The sequence below is a fragment of the Fibrobacter sp. UWB5 genome (assembly GCF_002210295.1).
Lineage (GTDB): Bacteria > Fibrobacterota > Fibrobacteria > Fibrobacterales > Fibrobacteraceae > Fibrobacter.
In genome coordinates this window covers 147,182-164,389 of sequence record NZ_MWQH01000007.1, presented here as the reverse complement: position 1 = coordinate 164,389, position 17,208 = coordinate 147,182, and the positions used below count along the sequence as shown (strand labels likewise).

The window sequence follows — 17,208 nt, the reverse complement described above, 5'->3', positions numbered from 1 at the left end:
GCGCAATGAATATAGTAGCTTATGCTACCCTCTTATTAAACTCCTGCATAGTCCAGAAAATGACTTTGTAATTATGTATATTATTACGTGAAAAGTTTACCTATCTTGAATCTTGGAGGAAATGATGATTTTTCGATAAAATTTTAGCAATCACTTGACTTCTTTGCCGAAATTAGGTATATTAACAATGAACTGGTCGAAAGACCCAGGTTCAACCTAACTAGGCGGGCAGACTGACCCGCCATTTTTATTTGGAAGCGTTCGTGAACAACAGCCTTAGCATTTTTGTGGATGAAAGCGGAGATTTTGGTGCCTACAACCATATCACGCCCTATTACATAATCACGATGATCCTTCATGACCAATCTATGGACATCTCCGAGCAGGTCCGCAACCTAGATGCGAAGGTTCGTTCCTTGGGTTATGGTGAAAAATTTGCTATTCACACAGCTCCGCTGATTCGCCGAGAAGAAATTTACGCAAACGAACCTCCAAATAAAAGGAGAGCCCTTTTTGCAAGTCTCTTCTTTTTTGCGATGAGATGCCCGATTCAATACAGGACATTCGTCTTTGAAAAGAAATTATTTGATGATGCCTTCTTGCTAGAAGGGCAAATGGCTAAGGTTTTGTCTTCGTTCATTCGAGACAATCTTGCTTTTTTCCAAAAATTTGACGACGTTGTTTTATATTATGATAACGGGCAAACGGAGTTAAACCGTATCTTGAATTTTGCGATGTCAACGGAGCTATCGACTTATTCGTATAGAAAAGTCTTACCTATCGACTACAAATTGTTCCAAGTAGCGGACTTGATTTGCACTCTCGAACTGCTTGATTTAAAATGCGAACATGGCGAGTTATCCAGATCGGAACAACTGATATTCCATAGCAAGCGTGAATTGAGAAAACAGTTCATTAAGCCTCTTCAAAAGAAAATGTTCCCCGCCTAATTTAAACCCCTCGAATTCAGGGGACAGTTGTCGCAAATTTTGCGACAACTCGACAAGCAGCACCGCAAGAGCATCCCATAAAAACTAGAAATATAAGGCTCAACATACGTTGTGCATCTGCGTATTTTTGCCTTTGTATTGTTATTAAAGAGAGGTCTTTTATGAGAAATCGAAAGATTGAATCTCACAATATCCATATTGATTCTGATTAAGGAGCGCTGGGGTTCGGGAGTCGTGAAGCAACTCAGTTTGGATTTGCGGCGGGAATTTCCCGATGCAGACGGATTTTCTGTGTCGAATCTGTGGTATATGAAGAAATGGTACTGTTTCTACACGCAGAAAGAGGCTGTGCAAAAACTCCAACGGGCCGTTGGAGAATTAGAAAGCGAAAAACTCCAACAACCTGTTAGAGAATTTGAGAAACAACTCACCCTTCCTTGAACCCTTCCAAAACCTTGTACAGCAGAGTGTACAAGGTCTTTGCTTCGGACTCGGAGAGGTTCACGCAGCTGGCCATGGACTTGGGGACGCTTGCGGCTTGGCGCTTGAGCGATTCGCCTTCGGCGGTGAGGCTTACGGAAAGGCAGCGCTCGTCGCTCTGTTCGCGGGTGCGCTGGATGTAGCCCTTGGCTTCGAGCTTTTTCAAAAGCGGGGTGAGCGTGCCGGAATCGAGGAACAGTTTCTTGCCGAGTTCCGAGACGTTGCATTTTTTTTCTTCCCACAGCACGAGCATCACAATGTACTGCGTGTACGTGAGGTCGAGCGGTTCCAGGTACGGGGCGTAGCGGCGCGTGATCTCTTTGGACGCGGCATACAGCGGAAAGCACAGCTGGTTTTCGAGTTTTAGCTGGGGGCAGTCCATGGTGTCTCCTAGAGCAACTTCTCTACACAGGCGCGCACATCGTCCATGTCGGCGGTGGGTTCGAAGCGTGCGACCACGTTGCCTTCACGGTCCACGACGAACTTGGTGAAGTTCCACTTGATGTCGGGATTTTTCTTGTAGTCCTTGTCAATGCTCTTGAGCAAAAGCGCCATGGCGGCGGCCTTCACGCCAAAGCCGAAACCTTCGAAACCTTTCTGCGATTTCAGATAGGTGTAGAGCGGCAGTTCGTTGGGGCCGTTCACGTCGGACTTTTTCATTTGCGGGAATTCGGTGCCGTAATGGAGCGTGCAGAATTCGTGGATTTCGTCGTCGGTGCCGGGGGTCTGGCCCTTGAACTGGTTGCAGGGAACATCGATGACTTCGAAACCCTTGTCGTGGAAGTCGGAATACATCTGTTCGATGGGCTTGTAGTGCGGGGTAAAACCGCAGCCGGTCGCGGTGTTCACGATGAGCATTACCTTGCCCTTGAAGTTTGCGAGCGGGACCTGGTTACCCTTGCCGTCGGTGAGGGTGAAATCGTAGATGGTTGCCATAATGAGCCTCCGTTTTTTTTGAAGGTGTCGGCGCTTGGTCGCGCTGCATTTAATTGTATACAATCTAATTTTATAAAATTTATTACCAAAAGTCAATAGTTTTAAGAAAAAAATTTCTTAAAGGCCGTTTTTTTACAAAAAAAAAGCCACCCGGAAGGAATTCCAGGTGGCAATTAGGCAAGGAGTAAACTCTACTTGAGCTGTACACGGAGCGCCTTGGCGCCAGAACCGCGAACCATGTAGATACCCTGGGCAAAGCCGGCTGCCTTGAGCGTTTCGGTGAGGGCAAGGCCTGCACGCGGTTCTACGCTACCCATAAAGCGGCCGTTTGCGCCATAAACCTTGAGCGAACGCTGCATATTGGGCATAAAGTCCATGCTGTAGGTCGGCACCTTGCGAATGCCGGTGGTGTTAAGTTCTTCCTTGGTGAGAGCGAACTGGATCCAGTCCAGATTCACGTAGCTACCGGTGAACTGCACGCGCAGCACATGGTCGCCCTTTTCGATTTCGCTAGTTTCGCCATCCATGAGCGTATAGGTGTTCCAATCTTCGGTCTGCGGCACCGCAACGGTATCGGTCACGGCCTTGCCGTCAATGAAGAGTCGAATGCCACCGCCTTCAAGGCCATCTGCCACGCTGGCGCGGAACACGAACTTGCTTGTAGTCACTACGTTCACGCTGTATTCAAGCCATTCGCCTGCCTGGGTGTAACCAATCGCGTAACCCTTGCTGGCGTCAGCAGAATCGATCTGCACAATGTCGACACCGTCTTCGCGGTAGGCGCCACCTTCGTTCACAAAGTCCTTGTCGTAGAACGATACGCTCTGGCCGCCCATATCGTAGTCTTCGAGCTGCACAAAGCCCGGTACGCTAAAGATGGCCTTGTAAGGTTCCTGGGTCACAGCGCCGTTAAAGTCAGCGAGCGGAATTTCCTTGATGTCGCGGATGTAACGGAAGGCCTTTTCGATACCGGCGTTGTTCACGACGTCATCGCTGTAATAGTTATTGGACTGTTGCAAGGTATTCTGACCCGCCTGATTCTGGCCCACGCCTGCAGGGGAATTCTTGAACACGTTTTCTTTCACGGTAAAGCCGCTGGAACCTTCGTCCAGGTAGATGGGCACATTCCAGTAATCCGCCCACTTGGACGTTCCGTTATCGTGGATATAGTTGTGCTGGATTTCGCTGCCGGTACCCTGGTTAGAGAGCGTGTAAATCGGACCGGAGTCGCAAAGCAAGCGCGCAATGTGGTGAATTTCGTTCCAGTTCACATGGTTATTGGTCATGGCTGTCTGCTGCTTTGTCCAGCCAAAGCCAATGGAAATGCCGGAGTAGTAAGTGTAAGAGACTTCGTTATGTTCGATTACCACATAGCGGGGGTAACCGGCGCCAATACCCACGGCACCTTGATGTTCATTTGTCACGTTAGTGACCAAGTTGTTCTTGACCGTATCGCGGGTGCTGATTTCGTCCTTGTCGCTCGGATTATAGGCGATGTGGATTTCAGTCGTGGAATCCTGATAGAACTTGCCGAGCATAATGCCAGCAGCACCGATTTCGAAGAAGGCATTGCCCTGGATCATGTCGTCATTGGTACCCGAGACAAAGTCAAGGCCGGTGGCTGCAATCTGCGAGAATACGTTACCCTGCACCAGGAAATGATGGGCATTTTCAACGCGGAAGGCCGCATCGGGGCGCCACAGCAAGTACTTGTTGCTGTTCAGCTTTTCCCAGTTTCCGCGGCTCTGATCCGGAAGAACGTCTACATTGAAATTTGCCGCCTGCAAATCCAAGAAGCCCTCTTCGCTCGGGCGGGTATAGTTGGAATGGGCAAAGATCAGGCCTTCGAAAGACATGTAGCCCACCTTGTTCTTGGTGTCTTTACCCAAAACGCTGAACAAAGTATTGAGGCGGGGTGCAACCACGTGGGCAGTCGCCATGCTTTCGCCTTCACGGGGCTTGTAATAAAGCGTTTGATTCTTTTCGTCCAGGTACCATTCACCCGGAGCGTCAATCAGGTCGTAGGAATTTTCGAGATAGAAAACCTGTTGCTTAGGCGGATTGCTCATGAAGGCGGTGCCGAGCATGGGGAAAGCGCGGTGGAACAGCTTGGTGCGTTCAGGATCCTTGGGGATGAGCTTTGCGGTGCCGCCGTTTACCTGGGCCTTTTCCAAGCGCAAAATGTTTTCGGACCAGGCAATCATCAAGTGGATTTCGACGTCTTCGATGTTCTTGATATTCTTGATGTAGTCGGCAGAGACATCGAAGGCGCGGCCCGAAGAGTCCACCTTCGTGAGGCGCACGAAATCGTGGTCGAAACCGCCGTTGCCTTTTTCCTTTGCATCAATCACGTTGGGGAAACATGCGCGAACTGCCTTGCGGTTGTTCACGTAAAGCTGGCGGAAACGGCCGTCGACGCCTTCGGCTTTCCAGATGTTGTTCGCCTCGTCGTGAATGGTCCAGCCGGTAATCTGCATGCCGCCGGTAATGAGCGGCTTTTCGCCATCGGCCGCTTTATAACGCACGTAGTGGCCGTCTTTACCGCCGTCGCGTTCGTCAAAGCCGATTGTGGCGGGCAATGCGTAAGTACCTTCGCGAAGAATGACTTCGATGTCGCCGGTCATAGAACCATTAATAGCGCGCACGGCTTTTTGTGCCTGCGTAATGGTCTTGAAGGGAGCCTCTTTTGTACCCGCGGCAGCATCATTGCCCGAAGGGGAAACATAGAATGTCGCCTGAGTGGCGGCAGCGGCGGCACCTGCAAAAGCGAGCGTGCTGCCAAACACCAAAGAAAGAATCTTTGCATTCATAAGAAACCTCACGAAAAATCCACACCAGTAAAAAAAATACCTTTTGCAGTCAAAAAAAGAACTCCCTTTTCGGGAGTTCTCATTGACAAGTTGTCAATGCCGAAACACTTATTTGATGCGGTGTCCGGTCAAGTCAAAGCGCATTCCGTTCTTTTCGACAAAGAGCTTGCCGCCTTGTTTGCGCAGGCGCGGAGCCGCCTTAGAAACCGCCGCCGGAGCGATGGCACGGATTCCTGTTTTGTCTTCGCAAGTTTCTTTTTCGCAGAACTGGAGCCAGTCTACATTCACATAGCTGCCAGCAATGACAAGCCTTAGAATGTGTTCGCCAGCAGTAAGGTTAGCAGCTCCGAGATCAACTTGTTTGTATACATTCCAGGTCGTGTCGACCTTGTCGATCGTGATAGTATCAAGAAGCACCTTGCCGTCGACAAGCAGCTGGATTTTTGAAGTTTCGGAAGCAGTCGCCACATTCGCGCGAACGCCGTACTTACCATCGGCAGCGACTTTCACGCTGTATTCAAGCCACTCGCCCGCTTCGGTGTAACCAATCGCGTAACCCTTGCAAGCGTCACCATTGCAAGTCGCGCCATCCAGGGTAACGACATCCACAGCGTCTTCGCGATAAGTTTCGCCCTTGTTAGTGGCATCCTTGTCGTAGAAACTGAAGCGGTTTCCGCCTTCGTCGTAATTTTCGGCCTCGATTTTTCCCGGAATTTCGGCAACCTTGTCACCGTATGCCTTGCGTTCTGGCGGGTTCGTTTCGACAGTGTCGGCCCAGGCCATTTTCATGCGGTCTACGCCCGACTGGTTCACGATTTGGAGCTTGATATTCGCCCCTTCGCCGCTGCGCTTGGTCATACTATACCAGTCACCATCGCGGAGTCCCGGCCAGTAGAAGCTACCCATTTCCCATTCGCGCAATTGATCGGACATGCCGCGAATGTAGGCCATAAAGTAGTTGGTCGGAGTAGAATTATAGTCCATGTAGTCGTAATGCACGCCCGCCTTGTCACCAGGGCTCATGGCGCCACCCCATTCTGTACACACGGTGCGGTCAATGTACTTGCCCACCTTGCCCTTGAAGCTGTTTTTCCAGCCCTGTTCGGTGGTAATGCTCATGTTCCAGAACGTGTATTCGTGCACCGCGAAAAGGCAACCTTCGAAGCGCGGGTCGTCGGCAATGTCGGGCACATTCCAGGCAAGGCCAGAACCGTCAAGCAGAATATGGTCGCGCGGCACATTCGGGAACTTGCTCAGCCACTGGGCGTAAAGGTCGCGCAGTTCCGTTTTGCTGTACATGTGCGGTTCGTTGAAAATTTCAAAATAGGCATTCGGGTGATCGCCGTATTTTTCGACGATTTTTGCCCACATGCTCCACCAATCATTCATATTTTTCGGGCCCGAAGGCTGTGCGGGGCCCCAGTAACCCATCACGATACGGCCCTTGGAAAGACCCATGTCGATAACGCCCGTGTAGGTATCCCAGAACTTGAGAATCGTGGGTTCGTTCACCGGAATTCGCACGCTGTTGGTGCCGAAAAGCTCCTGGAACTGCCCGATAACGCGGTCTGCCACCACAGATGCCGACTGGTAATTGTCCGACAGGCTCATGCCCGAAAGCACCAGCACGTCTGACACGAAATTATCGCGTTTATCTGCCCAGTTCACACCGCGGAACTGACTTGTGACAGCGAAAGAATTCACTGTCGAAATAGCTGTAGCCGCCAAAACGATGCAGGCGGCACGCCTGACCTTAAAACCAAACTTCATAAGAACACCTTCCTTTTCCACCTTTTCAAACAACCTGATTATAAATTACCTTTTGGGCACAAAAAAAGAACCCCCTAAAAGGAGATTCTATTGACATAATGTCAATGGGGGGGGGCTAAAATCCCGATTTTCCGCGGCGTACGCCCCATAGGTAATCGTGCGTGCGGTGCACCGTATTCTTGCCGTCTACCACAATTTTGACTTCGAGACGCGCAATATAGACGCCTGTACCCACCAAACGCCCGTTTTTGGAGCGCATGTTCCAGGCCAGGAACACTTTCCCCTTGTTTTTGAGGCAGCCTTCGTCGCCGTACACTTCTTTGTCAGAACACTTGATGGAACCCGACGTTCCGCCCACATACTGGCCAAATTGGCTAAAATAATGCGTGCGGTAGTAAAGTTCCACTGCATTGTCGGCCACAACCGTCTTTTCGCCGCTGCGGTATTCTTCGAGGTTGTATTCGGTCACATCGCCCCGCTTGATTGCCTCGACTAGTTTTTCGCTCACCCCCGCCTCGGCAAGTTCGGCATCCAGTTTTCCGCTACGGATCAATTCGAACATGTCGCCCTGAGTTACTGTCGTAACCCCGCCTATGGTAATGGTCGTGTCGCGGCTTGCATCGATATTGGCTTCGATCATGGTCGCAATCACGCCAAGTTCCTGTTCGCCCACAAAGTTCTTGTAGTTTTCTTCGGTAATGGAGCCGTCCAAGATTCCATTGATGGTCTGTTCGCTAAATCCGTACGACGTGTCTAACAGATTCACGCGGATATCGTTGAACAATTGCGCAAGCGCTTCTTGTTCGCTAATGCTCGTAATAGTCGTGTCGTAATCGGTTTCGCTCCCGATGCGCGACTTGATAAAGATTTCAAGAGCATCGACCGCATTTTTCGTTTGCTCCACCATGATTTTCGCGATATCGAAATCAAGAAGCGACCCTTGCACGCCCAGGGAATCCGCAATCTGCTGGGCAGTCTGCGTTGTGCCCGTTATGAGTTTCGGCTGCGTTACGGAATTATTCTTGATGATGTCATAAGGGTCTTCGCCGAGAGCGACAACGCCCGGATTTTCTACGCCGAGGTCCTGGTTTCCGGTAATTACGACCCACGGGTTTTCGGCATGTGGCGCATTGCCGACCAAATCACGAGCAGAGCCGCGAGGTGCAAAGCGGATCATGTCCCCGGCATTCGGGAGTACCGCATCCATTTCGCTTACGGCATAAACCAGCATCATTTGCGCGCCCAAACCGCTCTGCAATACAGGCTTTTCGGGTACCTGATTCGAGCCCGAACGTATGCAGGTGAATTCAAACATCTCGGCAAAGGCCGCCCTCGATTCATCTGTAATCGCTTCGCTAAAGGTAATGTTCAAGATTCTGCTTCCGTCTTTGCTTTCGGTTTTCGAAGCCGCAAGAATAATGGGGCCAATGCCATCGCTTACCGGTTCATTTTCGATGTAGAAGTTGCTTACTTCGCCTTCGTTTTCGTAGGTGAACCAATTGTTCAAAGTCCCTGTGTAAACACCGGACGCATCGCCCGTAAATTGCCTGCTGCCAAAGCCGCAAACGCTCTTGCTGCAACCTTCGCCGGTCATGTCTTCGGCCGTAATCGCGATATCGGTTTCGTTTATCAACTTGAATTTCGATGTCGGCAAGAACGATTCGCCAAAAGTAAACTGGATTGAATCAAGTCGGCTATTGCCCATGATAGAGCGCTCGAAATGCACATACAAACTATCCGCACGACCGTCACCGTTTCTATCTACCACAATGGCGCGTTCTACACGGGGTGCAGGCGGTTCGGCAAATTTCAAGTTACTCCACAACGAAACACCCGCTGCAGCGCCCTTGGCCGTAAGGTTCACGCCCGACACAGGGGAATTCGCATGTACGTAGAACGTGGCGCGACCGTTTTCATCGAGAGTCACGACATTGATTTTCTTGCCGCCCACCGTATCTAAAATATCGATATCCGGGTTCGAGAAAGAAAGGTTGATCTTGCGGTTGTAATTGTTGACCTTCGCCCATTCTTCAAAGAAGGTAATGTTCACCTGGTAAGTCGCATACGCCCAGGGGCCAATTTGGGCGGTGTCGCCCGAAACCTCTTTACCGAGAATCGTCCAGTCTTCTTTTGCAAACGCGACACTCGGCACAGAGTACGAGGGCACCGTAATTTCGACCTTCACCATTTGACTCGGGTCCGCCTTGAGCGTGATCTCTAAAAAGTAATGGCCGGGGACAAGCGCAAAGCTAGAAACAATCGCCGCAGAGTCAATGGAGAACGTAGAATCGCTCGTAATCTTGATACCTTCGTAATGGGTGCCAATGCCCAGAATTTCTGGCCCTGCGAGATTTCCGCCCGTAAGCTTGAAGGTAGACACGCCACCGGTCGTATCGAGCTCGGTAGAATTTGCATCAAAGTTGCAAGAAAGTTTGTTTTTCTTGTTGATCTGCCAGACTTCGTAAGTGGTGCCGCCGTCACGATTGTCCGACGACAAGAAGATTGACGCATCGACCTGCAAATCGATCGAGGTACGCATGCGGAAATTCGAAGAGCCCGTATGGCGTTCCACATAGAAAATATGGAAGTCGTAGATTTTGCCGGGAACAAGTTTGTCACCCGTATTCTGCCCGATGGTATCGAGATCCACAGCGCCCGCTACCTGACCGTGCTGCCCGCCAATGTCTACCGCCAGGCGGTGGTCGATAAACACCCACACATCGTCGTCACCGTAAAAATCAAAATACTGCCCCGGAACGTATTCAAACGTCGCCTGGATTTTTGCGGCATAGCCGAAGTTATGCTTTCCGATTTTTGTTCCCTTCAGTTGGTCGTAATAAGGGTTCGGAACCGTCTTCGCTTCGTCGAGAAATTCAAAATCGTCCAGCAGGAACATGCCATCTGAATTAGCCTCGTTGCCTTTAGAAATCTGGTCTTTGGAAACTTCAGCAAGCCAGAATCCTTCGTCGTCCATGGACACATAAAGGTCGCGGCAAGTCATGTTGGTGTATTCGTTGCCTTCGTCGTCTTTGGCAATGACTTCGGGCAAAAACCAACTGTCGAGATGTTCCGTAATCTTGCATTTTTCGGGGAACGGGTCTGCGCGCACGGGGACTCCGTTTTCGCCGAGATTGTATTCGACCATGCCTGTGACAGCCTTGTCTTTGCCGGAACATCCGCCCGAACCAAAGTCGGCACTGACTCCGTTTGCGGGGTCACCATTTTTGCCGCTGCCGTTGCCGTCGCCTTTGGTACCGTGCAGCCAGTCGTAAACGGTCACGGGAATTTTCTTGAGCGGACAATCGCCAAGTACGCCAGGGTAGCTCGAAAACTGCGCCGGAACGTCGGTCTTGTAACCCTGCACCCAAATGGTGTCCGAAAGCGCGGCCACGGAATCGAGCGAAATTTCGCCCGCGGTCATGGGTTCTTCGGTCACCATGCCTTCGGCGCCCACGTAATTCAGGCCAACGGTCTGCTTAAAGTAAACGTTGAAGTTCTTTTCGGGTGCGTCGACGGTCGCCTTGAACCAACCGCAGTAATTGTCTAACGCAGTCATTGTCGCCACGGAATCGCCGTTCATGAACAAGACCGCATTGGTATTCGACCACGGCGTAAAAAACACCACCGTCTTTTCTGCCGAGGCAACGCCTGTACCCAAAGCGGCGGCCAAGGCCGCCATTTTGAACTTATTCACCCAATTTACCATATATCCATCCCGGAGAACTTTTAAAACGTTCTCAAATTTTATATGGTAAATATAGTTCTATATTAGCAAAATATCCTAAATTAACTAAAATTTAACAGATTTAAGCACAAAACTAAGCATTTCGCAGAATTCATGTTCTCAAATTCTGCGAAATGTTCTCATTTTTATCGGTTTTTTCTGAAAATCGTCGTACCGTAGCTAAAGCCTTCGCGCTGGATCTTCAAAATGTACATGCCGTTTTGCATGTCGCCAAGGCCGATGCTGAAGCTGGATTGCCCCGCCGCAAGCGCCTGCGACTTTACCAAGCGACCGTTCATGCTGAAAATTCTGGCGGTATAGCCCTGCGAAAGCGCCGTACCGGCATCAATCTGCAATTCTCCGCCGTAAACGCGGGCCTTCAAATTGAGCGAAGACTTGATCTTGGCCACCACATTCTGCGGGGGTTCCGGCTTGGGCTTGTTGCGCAGCAGGCGCACACCGTAGAGGCCACCCACCATGTTGCCGGCACCCGCTTGGAACGTCACGCGGATTTCCTTTTTGCCCTTGACCATGGCATCGGGAATCGCATAGACTTCGTTTACGAATTCCTTCTTGTTCCACTTGCCCTCGATGCTTTCGGTCGTGAGCTTTTCGCCGTCGATCATGATATCAAAAGTACGGGAGCAGCCTTCGTTGCCCCAATAGCGAACCATAAGGCTCAAGGAATCTTCGCTATTGGTTTCGAGCACGTAGCTGATCATGCCGCCGTCGCCCGCATTGCACTTGCCTGCGTCACGGTAGAATTCACCGTTTGCCGTGCCGGAGGTCGTATTTTCGGTTTTCATCTGGTGATCCACTTCGGGCTGCTGCTCACCAGGAGCCACCTTATCGACCGTCTTTTCGTCGAGTGCCAAGGCTTCTTCCTGTTCCTTTTTCAGACGTTCCAGAATCGAGGGGTCCGTAAGCACCATCCAATACATCATGTAGCGGGCGTCATGCACCTCGTAGAAGGGTTCCAGAAGCAAGCTACCGTCTTTCTTGTTTGCAAACAGGTACGGAGCCTTAAAGTGCAGCGGTTCGCCCTTTACAGGTTCCAACTTCGAGGGGATATCCTCCTTTTTGCTTGCGAGCATGGGAGCTTGATCGAGGGATTCCAGCGCACCCGAGGCAATATGGCTCCAGCGACCGTCATCGGCCACGAGGCCGTTCAGGTTTGCGGTTCCCGTTTTTGCAGAAAGCACGATCGGGCCATGCAAAAGCGCCACGTAGTCCGACACGTTGGGCAATTCTTCGACATGCGTGTACATCGGGTAAAGCACTTCGATCACATCGCCAGTCTTCCAGGATTTTCCGGCCGACACGTAGCTCGACGGGTCAGACTTTTTCACCACGGTATCGCCGTTCACGATCACCTTGAATTCGCCTTCCTTGACCCAGTACGGGTGACGAATCTGCATATCGAAAGAGCCGGAGCCGGTAACGGTGAACTTGGAACTTTCACCCTTCGGGAATGCGGTCTCTTGCTTGATTTGCACGTTCTTCGCCTTCCAATTCAAAATGGATGCAGCAAAGAGATTCACGTAAAGTTTGTCGCCGTCTTTGGTGTAAATAAACTGGTTGTACTTGGCCGGGTTTTCCATGCCCGAACCCACGCAACACCACATGGCCGCATTCACCTTGGAATACACGCGGTAATGGCGGGGACGTGCAGGAGTGAAGTACACGTACCCGCCATGTTTTGGATGTATTGTGGATAAAATATGGTTAAAGAGCGCGCGTTCATAGAAATCCGCCTGCTTGGCGCTATGGTCCATATTGAACAGGCGTTCCGTGAGCTTGAGCATGTTGTAGGTGTTGCAAGATTCCGGTCCTTCGCGTTCTTCCACATATTTTTTATGGTTGTCGAAAGAAGGGAAATGTTCCGAAATGCTGTTACCGCCAATAGCGATACTGCGCTTGTTCACAACCGTCTGCCAGAAGAAATCGGAACCTTTCTTGTACTTTTCATCGCCAGAGAGTTCCGCAATTCGCGCAAAACCGACGACTTTCGGCACCTGTGTATTCGCATGCACGTTCGTCAAGTTGTCATTGCCTTGCGACATCGGATTCAAAAGCCACTGGTGCGACCACTTCTTTGCTGCATTCAAATACTTTTCGTCTTTCGTGAGCTTGTAAGCGTCGGCATAGACTTCGGGCATGCCGCCGTGTTCCGTACCGAGCATCTGCTGCATTTTGGAATCATTCAGGCCATTCGTAATGGTAATACCCCAGTCGCAAAGCGCCAAGAACATCGTCTTTGCCTGCTCATAACCCGCATAAATATAGGCGTCACGCAGACCCGCATAAAGCTTGTGGATGTTGTACCACGGCACCCAATAGCCATTCTGCGCGCCAGCATTGCCGCTCTTCATGCTGAGCCACATCTTTTTACCGTTCGGAACGCCACTGATGTAACCCTTGAAGTTATTGTCCTTGGAATTCTGGTCCTGAATCGTCTTGAGTTCCTTCAAGACATATTCCAACCGTTCTTTAACCCGAATGTCGTCATTGTCAGCGTAATGCATCGCAAGTGCACTCAGGTAATGCCCGAGCACATGCCCGTCCAAACCAGCCCAGTTCGGGAACTTGGATGCTTTCGGCCGCATGCCCGCTTCTTCGTAGAACGGCGCCAGAAGGCGGTCCACGTCGTAACTCAGCAGGGTTTCTACGTTCAAGTCTTGGCGTTCTTTTAACGGACCGTCAAGCAGTTGAACTTCGTTCAACGCGAACATATCAGGATAAAGAACGTCTTGCGAATACCCTTGAGTGACGAGACCTCCTACCACAGCAAGGGTAACGCAAGCGATTTTTTTTGTATTGATTCCAAACATCTTATACCATCCTTTTTAAACCAATTTATCCTTTATAAAATTATATCTTGCACCAGCAATTTTCACCCCTTCAAAGCCAAATACCTTTGCAGAAATTTCAATAGCCAAAGGCGTTCGCAAACGCGACAACAATGCGAGTGAGACGCATGCAAAAAGCCCCGCTATCGCTAGCGGAGCCTCTCTTTCTTAGGAGTGATTTTGGAGTAGCAAATTACTTGATGCGGTGTCCCGTCAAGTCAAAGCGCTTGCCGTTCTTTTCGATGAACATCACATTGCCCTTCTTGAGGAGTCGCGGAGAATTGGTGTTGCGCACTGCCGCGGGGATTGCCTTGTGCAGGCCCGTGGTATTGCAGGTTTCGCCCTCGCAGAACTCGATATAGTCAATGTCCATCCAGTCGCCGGTAACCGTAAAGCGGAGAACATGTTCGCCTTCGGTCAGGCTCACCTTGGCTTCGACCGTATTGTATTCGTCGTAGTTGTCTTCGCCGGCAGTGGCTGCAGGCACGGCAATTTCTTCGGTAATGTCCTTGCCGTCCATCGAAAGCTTAAAGCTTGATGTGCTGTTGGCAGAGGCTACGGAGGCGTTCATGGCGTAAGTTCCGGTCTTTGCCACCTTCACGGTGTATTCGAGCCATTCGCCAGCCTGGTTGTAGCCGACGATGATGCCAGACGCCTTCTTGTAAAGGTCTACACCGGTACCCGGGCGGTAGTCAGAATCGCCATGGTTTTCGGTATCACTTTCGTTGTAGGTGGTGTTGCCCTGGCCTACGCCGTTAATGTCAAAGTCTTCCACTTCGATCTTGCCCGGAATAGCGAGAGCTTCGCCCTTGAACGGAGCGCGCGGAACCGGCTTTAAAACCAAGCGGAGGAGTGCCGAGCCGTGAGCAGGCAGTTCGATAGAAACGTGCGAAAGCGGGCCCAGATCCTTCTTTTTCCAGGCATCGCGAACTTCCACTTCGCCTTCTACGCCAATGTCTGCAAAGTTGCATTCCACAGTCTGAGTAGAGTTGTTGTTATTGAGGAGTGCCACGGCAAGGTCGCCATTCTTCAAGGGCTTGGTCCAAACCTGCTTACCCTGCTTGTCAGAGATGCGGTGGCCCTGAACGCCCAGGGAATCCTGGTTGATGGCAATCATGTCCTTGTTCAGGTAGAGTTCCTTAGTCTCGTTACTCATGCTGCGCACGTCAGAACTGATCATGATGGGAGCGGCCATAATGGACCACATCGTCATCTGGGAGCGTTGTTCTTCGTAAGAGAGGCCCCTGTTGCCCACTTCGAGCATGTCCGGGTCATTCCAGTGGCCGGGTTTTGCAATTTGCCAGTACTTGTTGTTGGCATCGATAATTTCGTAGACGCCACGGTACCAGGAGGTAGAAATCCATTCGGGGCCAATGTCGAAAGTGGTACGCCAGAGGTTGGCGATTTTCGGCATCCAGTCCTTGTATTCCCACATGCAAATGCTGAACACGATGTCGCGTCCGGAATTGCGGAGAGCCTTAGACATAGCGGTGTAATCTTTTTCCTGGGTATTCGGGTCAGAATCGCAGTTGTCGTACTTCCAGTAGTCAACACCCCATTCGGCGAGTTTCTTGGCATCCTGTTCTTCGTGACCGTTGGAACCGCTCTGGCTATCCCATTTGCTGTTGTAATGGTGGCAAGTACGTTTGCCGCGGTCGCCGTAAAGGCCGAACTTAAGGCCCTTCGCATGCACGTAATCGGCAATGGCCTTCATGCCGCTCGGGAAGGTTTTCGGATTATTCTGGAGGTTGCCTTGCGCATCGCGCTTGGTATCCATCCAGTTGTCGTCGAGGTTCAGGTAAATATAGCCCGCGTCCTTCAAGCCAGAAGACACCATGGCATCGGCGATTTCCTGAATCTGCTTTTCGTTGATGTTTTCGTGGAACACGTTCCAGCTGTTCCACCCCAGCGGGGGCGTAAGCACCAAGCTGTCAGGATGCGCAAAAGCCTGAGAGGCCAAACCACAAAAAGCAAGGGCGATAGCCCCGCCGAACGAGTATTTTTTTAAGCCAAACATCTTCATCACTCCATGATGATATTTACACCTAAAAAAATATTCTTAAAAAAAGGGAAAACTCACCCAGAAAAGCAAAACGGCGTTGACTATTTGTCAATGCCGTTTGTCATATTATTTGCGAATTTAAGCGAATTTCAGCAATTTTTACCGATAAAAGCGACCGTTTTTATTTAACATGGAACAAGGTCTTTTTGCCGTTCTCGCTACGGAGCATGTAGACGCCCTTCCCGAATTTGGCCTTCAACAAAGTCTCCGTTTCCGTCGCATGGCGAATTTTTACCGTTCCGAGGCGTTTGCCGGAGAGGCTATATACCGCATATTCGGCGGTAGCAGCGACAACCGAGCCCATTTTCGGTGCAATGCCAGTCAATTCCGGATCCGTCGGGGCATCGATCTTTTTAAGCACCACATTATCCAAGGTGAGCGAGCCCGTCGCAGCGCCCGCATTAAAGCTCAAGCGGCTGTTGGTATCGGTAGCGGCAGTCATCTGGAAATTGAACTTGAAGTTCTTTACATCTGTACCGATTTCGAAGTTCTGCTTTTCCTTGAGGTAGCTAGCCCACGGATCGGTATGCTGTTCTACGTTCACTTCGAGCGTGCGGGCTGCACTTGCACTGGCATCAAAACTGATTTCGTACCACTGGTCCTTTACAAGGCGCAAGTCGTGCTGGATCAGCTGCACCTGGTAATTCTGTGTGCCGATTGCCGAAATATCGAGCTTGTACTTGCCGTCTTTCGCATCGCCGGTGGCCTGAGCGTCACCATGCGTCTGCAAGTCCCAAGCCACGGCGCTCGAATCAAAGCCTCCGTTAAAGACTTCTTCGCGGTTCGTGGGAACGACAATCGCAGGGGTCGGCGGAGTAATGCTGGAACCGTCCAGCGAGTAGTTCTTCACAAAATTCCAGATTTCCACGCTCGTGTTCACGCTCACGGCTTCGTCCATGGAATACCAGTGGCCCTTGCCATCAATAGTCAGCAAGCGCACTTCGACACCATCGGTGCAGCCGCTCCAGATTTCAAGCGATGCGGCAGAGCCCGGCTTGGTCGACGGATACGGCTTGATCTTCTGCGAATTGCTGGAGCATTTTTGCGCATTGACCCAGCCCTTCAGGGTATTCACGGTGCTGTTATAATTCACCACGTCGTCGGTGGTACCGTGCGTATGCATAATCGGCATGGCGCGCTTGGGCGAATTCACGCCACCGCCACCCGAAACAGGCGCAATAGCCGCAATCTGGTCGCCCATCTTGTTTGCCACATGGTAACTCATCATGCCACCCATCGAAAATCCCGAAACGTACACACGGTTTTTATCAATGCCGTACTTGTTGTACATCTCGTTGATGATGGCCTTGATAAAATTGATGTCTTTATTGCCACCGATGTCCCAGGCCTTATTTTCGCCGTTGGGGAACACCACCACAAAGCGCGCGGTATCGGCAATGGATTCCCACTTCGCCGCATTCTTCTGGTAGGGGGCATCTTGGTTCATGCCGTGCATCTGAATGATGAGCGGGCGATTCTTTTCGATTCCCGACGGAGCATACACGAGCATGCTGCGGGATTTTCCGTCAACTGTGATGTTGTCAGCAACAGCATGACCCGTAAGCAGCGCAACACTTGCAAAGGCAAGCACCACCTTGCCCAAATTTTTCATACCAAACATCCTTCG

10 protein-coding genes are annotated in these 17,208 nt (G+C 50.9%); 2 read left to right on the top strand and 8 right to left on the bottom strand.

All coding sequences use genetic code 11. The features are described 5' to 3' along the window. Positions 1-263 precede the first annotated feature (263 nt). On the top strand, positions 264-950 hold the full coding sequence (locus tag B7989_RS11100; RefSeq protein WP_144265039.1) for a DUF3800 domain-containing protein: 687 nt from the start codon (positions 264-266) through the stop codon (positions 948-950). 198 nt (positions 951-1,148) lie between these two features. Next, positions 1,149-1,391 (top strand): DUF1016 N-terminal domain-containing protein, encoded by a 243-nt coding sequence (locus tag B7989_RS11095; protein WP_158212902.1) that lies wholly within the window; start codon positions 1,149-1,151, stop codon positions 1,389-1,391. On the opposite strand, the gene B7989_RS11090 is transcribed toward B7989_RS11095, so the two are convergent. From B7989_RS11090 to B7989_RS11055, 8 genes are all read right to left on the bottom strand, one after another. Next, complete coding sequence (locus B7989_RS11090; RefSeq protein ID WP_088628540.1) at positions 1,378-1,812, bottom strand: MarR family winged helix-turn-helix transcriptional regulator; 435 nt, start codon at positions 1,810-1,812, stop codon at positions 1,378-1,380. The two genes, B7989_RS11095 and B7989_RS11090, sit on opposite strands and share 14 nt — an antisense overlap. 8 nt (positions 1,813-1,820) lie before the next feature. After that, positions 1,821-2,366: a glutathione peroxidase gene (locus B7989_RS11085; protein WP_088628539.1), complete on the bottom strand. Its 546-nt coding sequence runs from the start codon at positions 2,364-2,366 to the stop codon at positions 1,821-1,823. Between the two features lie 191 nt (positions 2,367-2,557). Then, entirely contained in the window at positions 2,558-5,176 is a 2,619-nt protein-coding gene (locus B7989_RS11080; RefSeq protein WP_088628538.1) for a carbohydrate-binding protein, read from the bottom strand. Positions 5,177-5,284: 108 nt separating this feature from the next. After that, positions 5,285-6,946 (bottom strand): carbohydrate-binding protein, encoded by a 1,662-nt coding sequence (locus tag B7989_RS11075; RefSeq protein WP_088628554.1) that lies wholly within the window; start codon positions 6,944-6,946, stop codon positions 5,285-5,287. Positions 6,947-7,061: 115 nt separating this feature from the next. Then, on the bottom strand, positions 7,062-10,640 hold the full coding sequence (locus tag B7989_RS11070; protein ID WP_233144382.1) for a fibro-slime domain-containing protein: 3,579 nt from the start codon (positions 10,638-10,640) through the stop codon (positions 7,062-7,064). A gap of 176 nt (positions 10,641-10,816) precedes the next feature. Beyond that, positions 10,817-13,501: a beta-L-arabinofuranosidase domain-containing protein gene (locus tag B7989_RS11065; RefSeq protein WP_088628537.1), complete on the bottom strand. Its 2,685-nt coding sequence runs from the start codon at positions 13,499-13,501 to the stop codon at positions 10,817-10,819. Positions 13,502-13,712: 211 nt separating this feature from the next. After that, on the bottom strand, positions 13,713-15,536 hold the full coding sequence (locus tag B7989_RS11060) for a carbohydrate-binding protein (RefSeq protein ID WP_233144381.1): 1,824 nt from the start codon (positions 15,534-15,536) through the stop codon (positions 13,713-13,715). A gap of 166 nt (positions 15,537-15,702) precedes the next feature. After that, positions 15,703-17,193, bottom strand: a complete 1,491-nt coding sequence (locus tag B7989_RS11055) for a carbohydrate binding domain-containing protein (RefSeq protein WP_233144380.1) — start codon at positions 17,191-17,193, stop codon at positions 15,703-15,705. Positions 17,194-17,208: the final 15 nt, after the last annotated feature.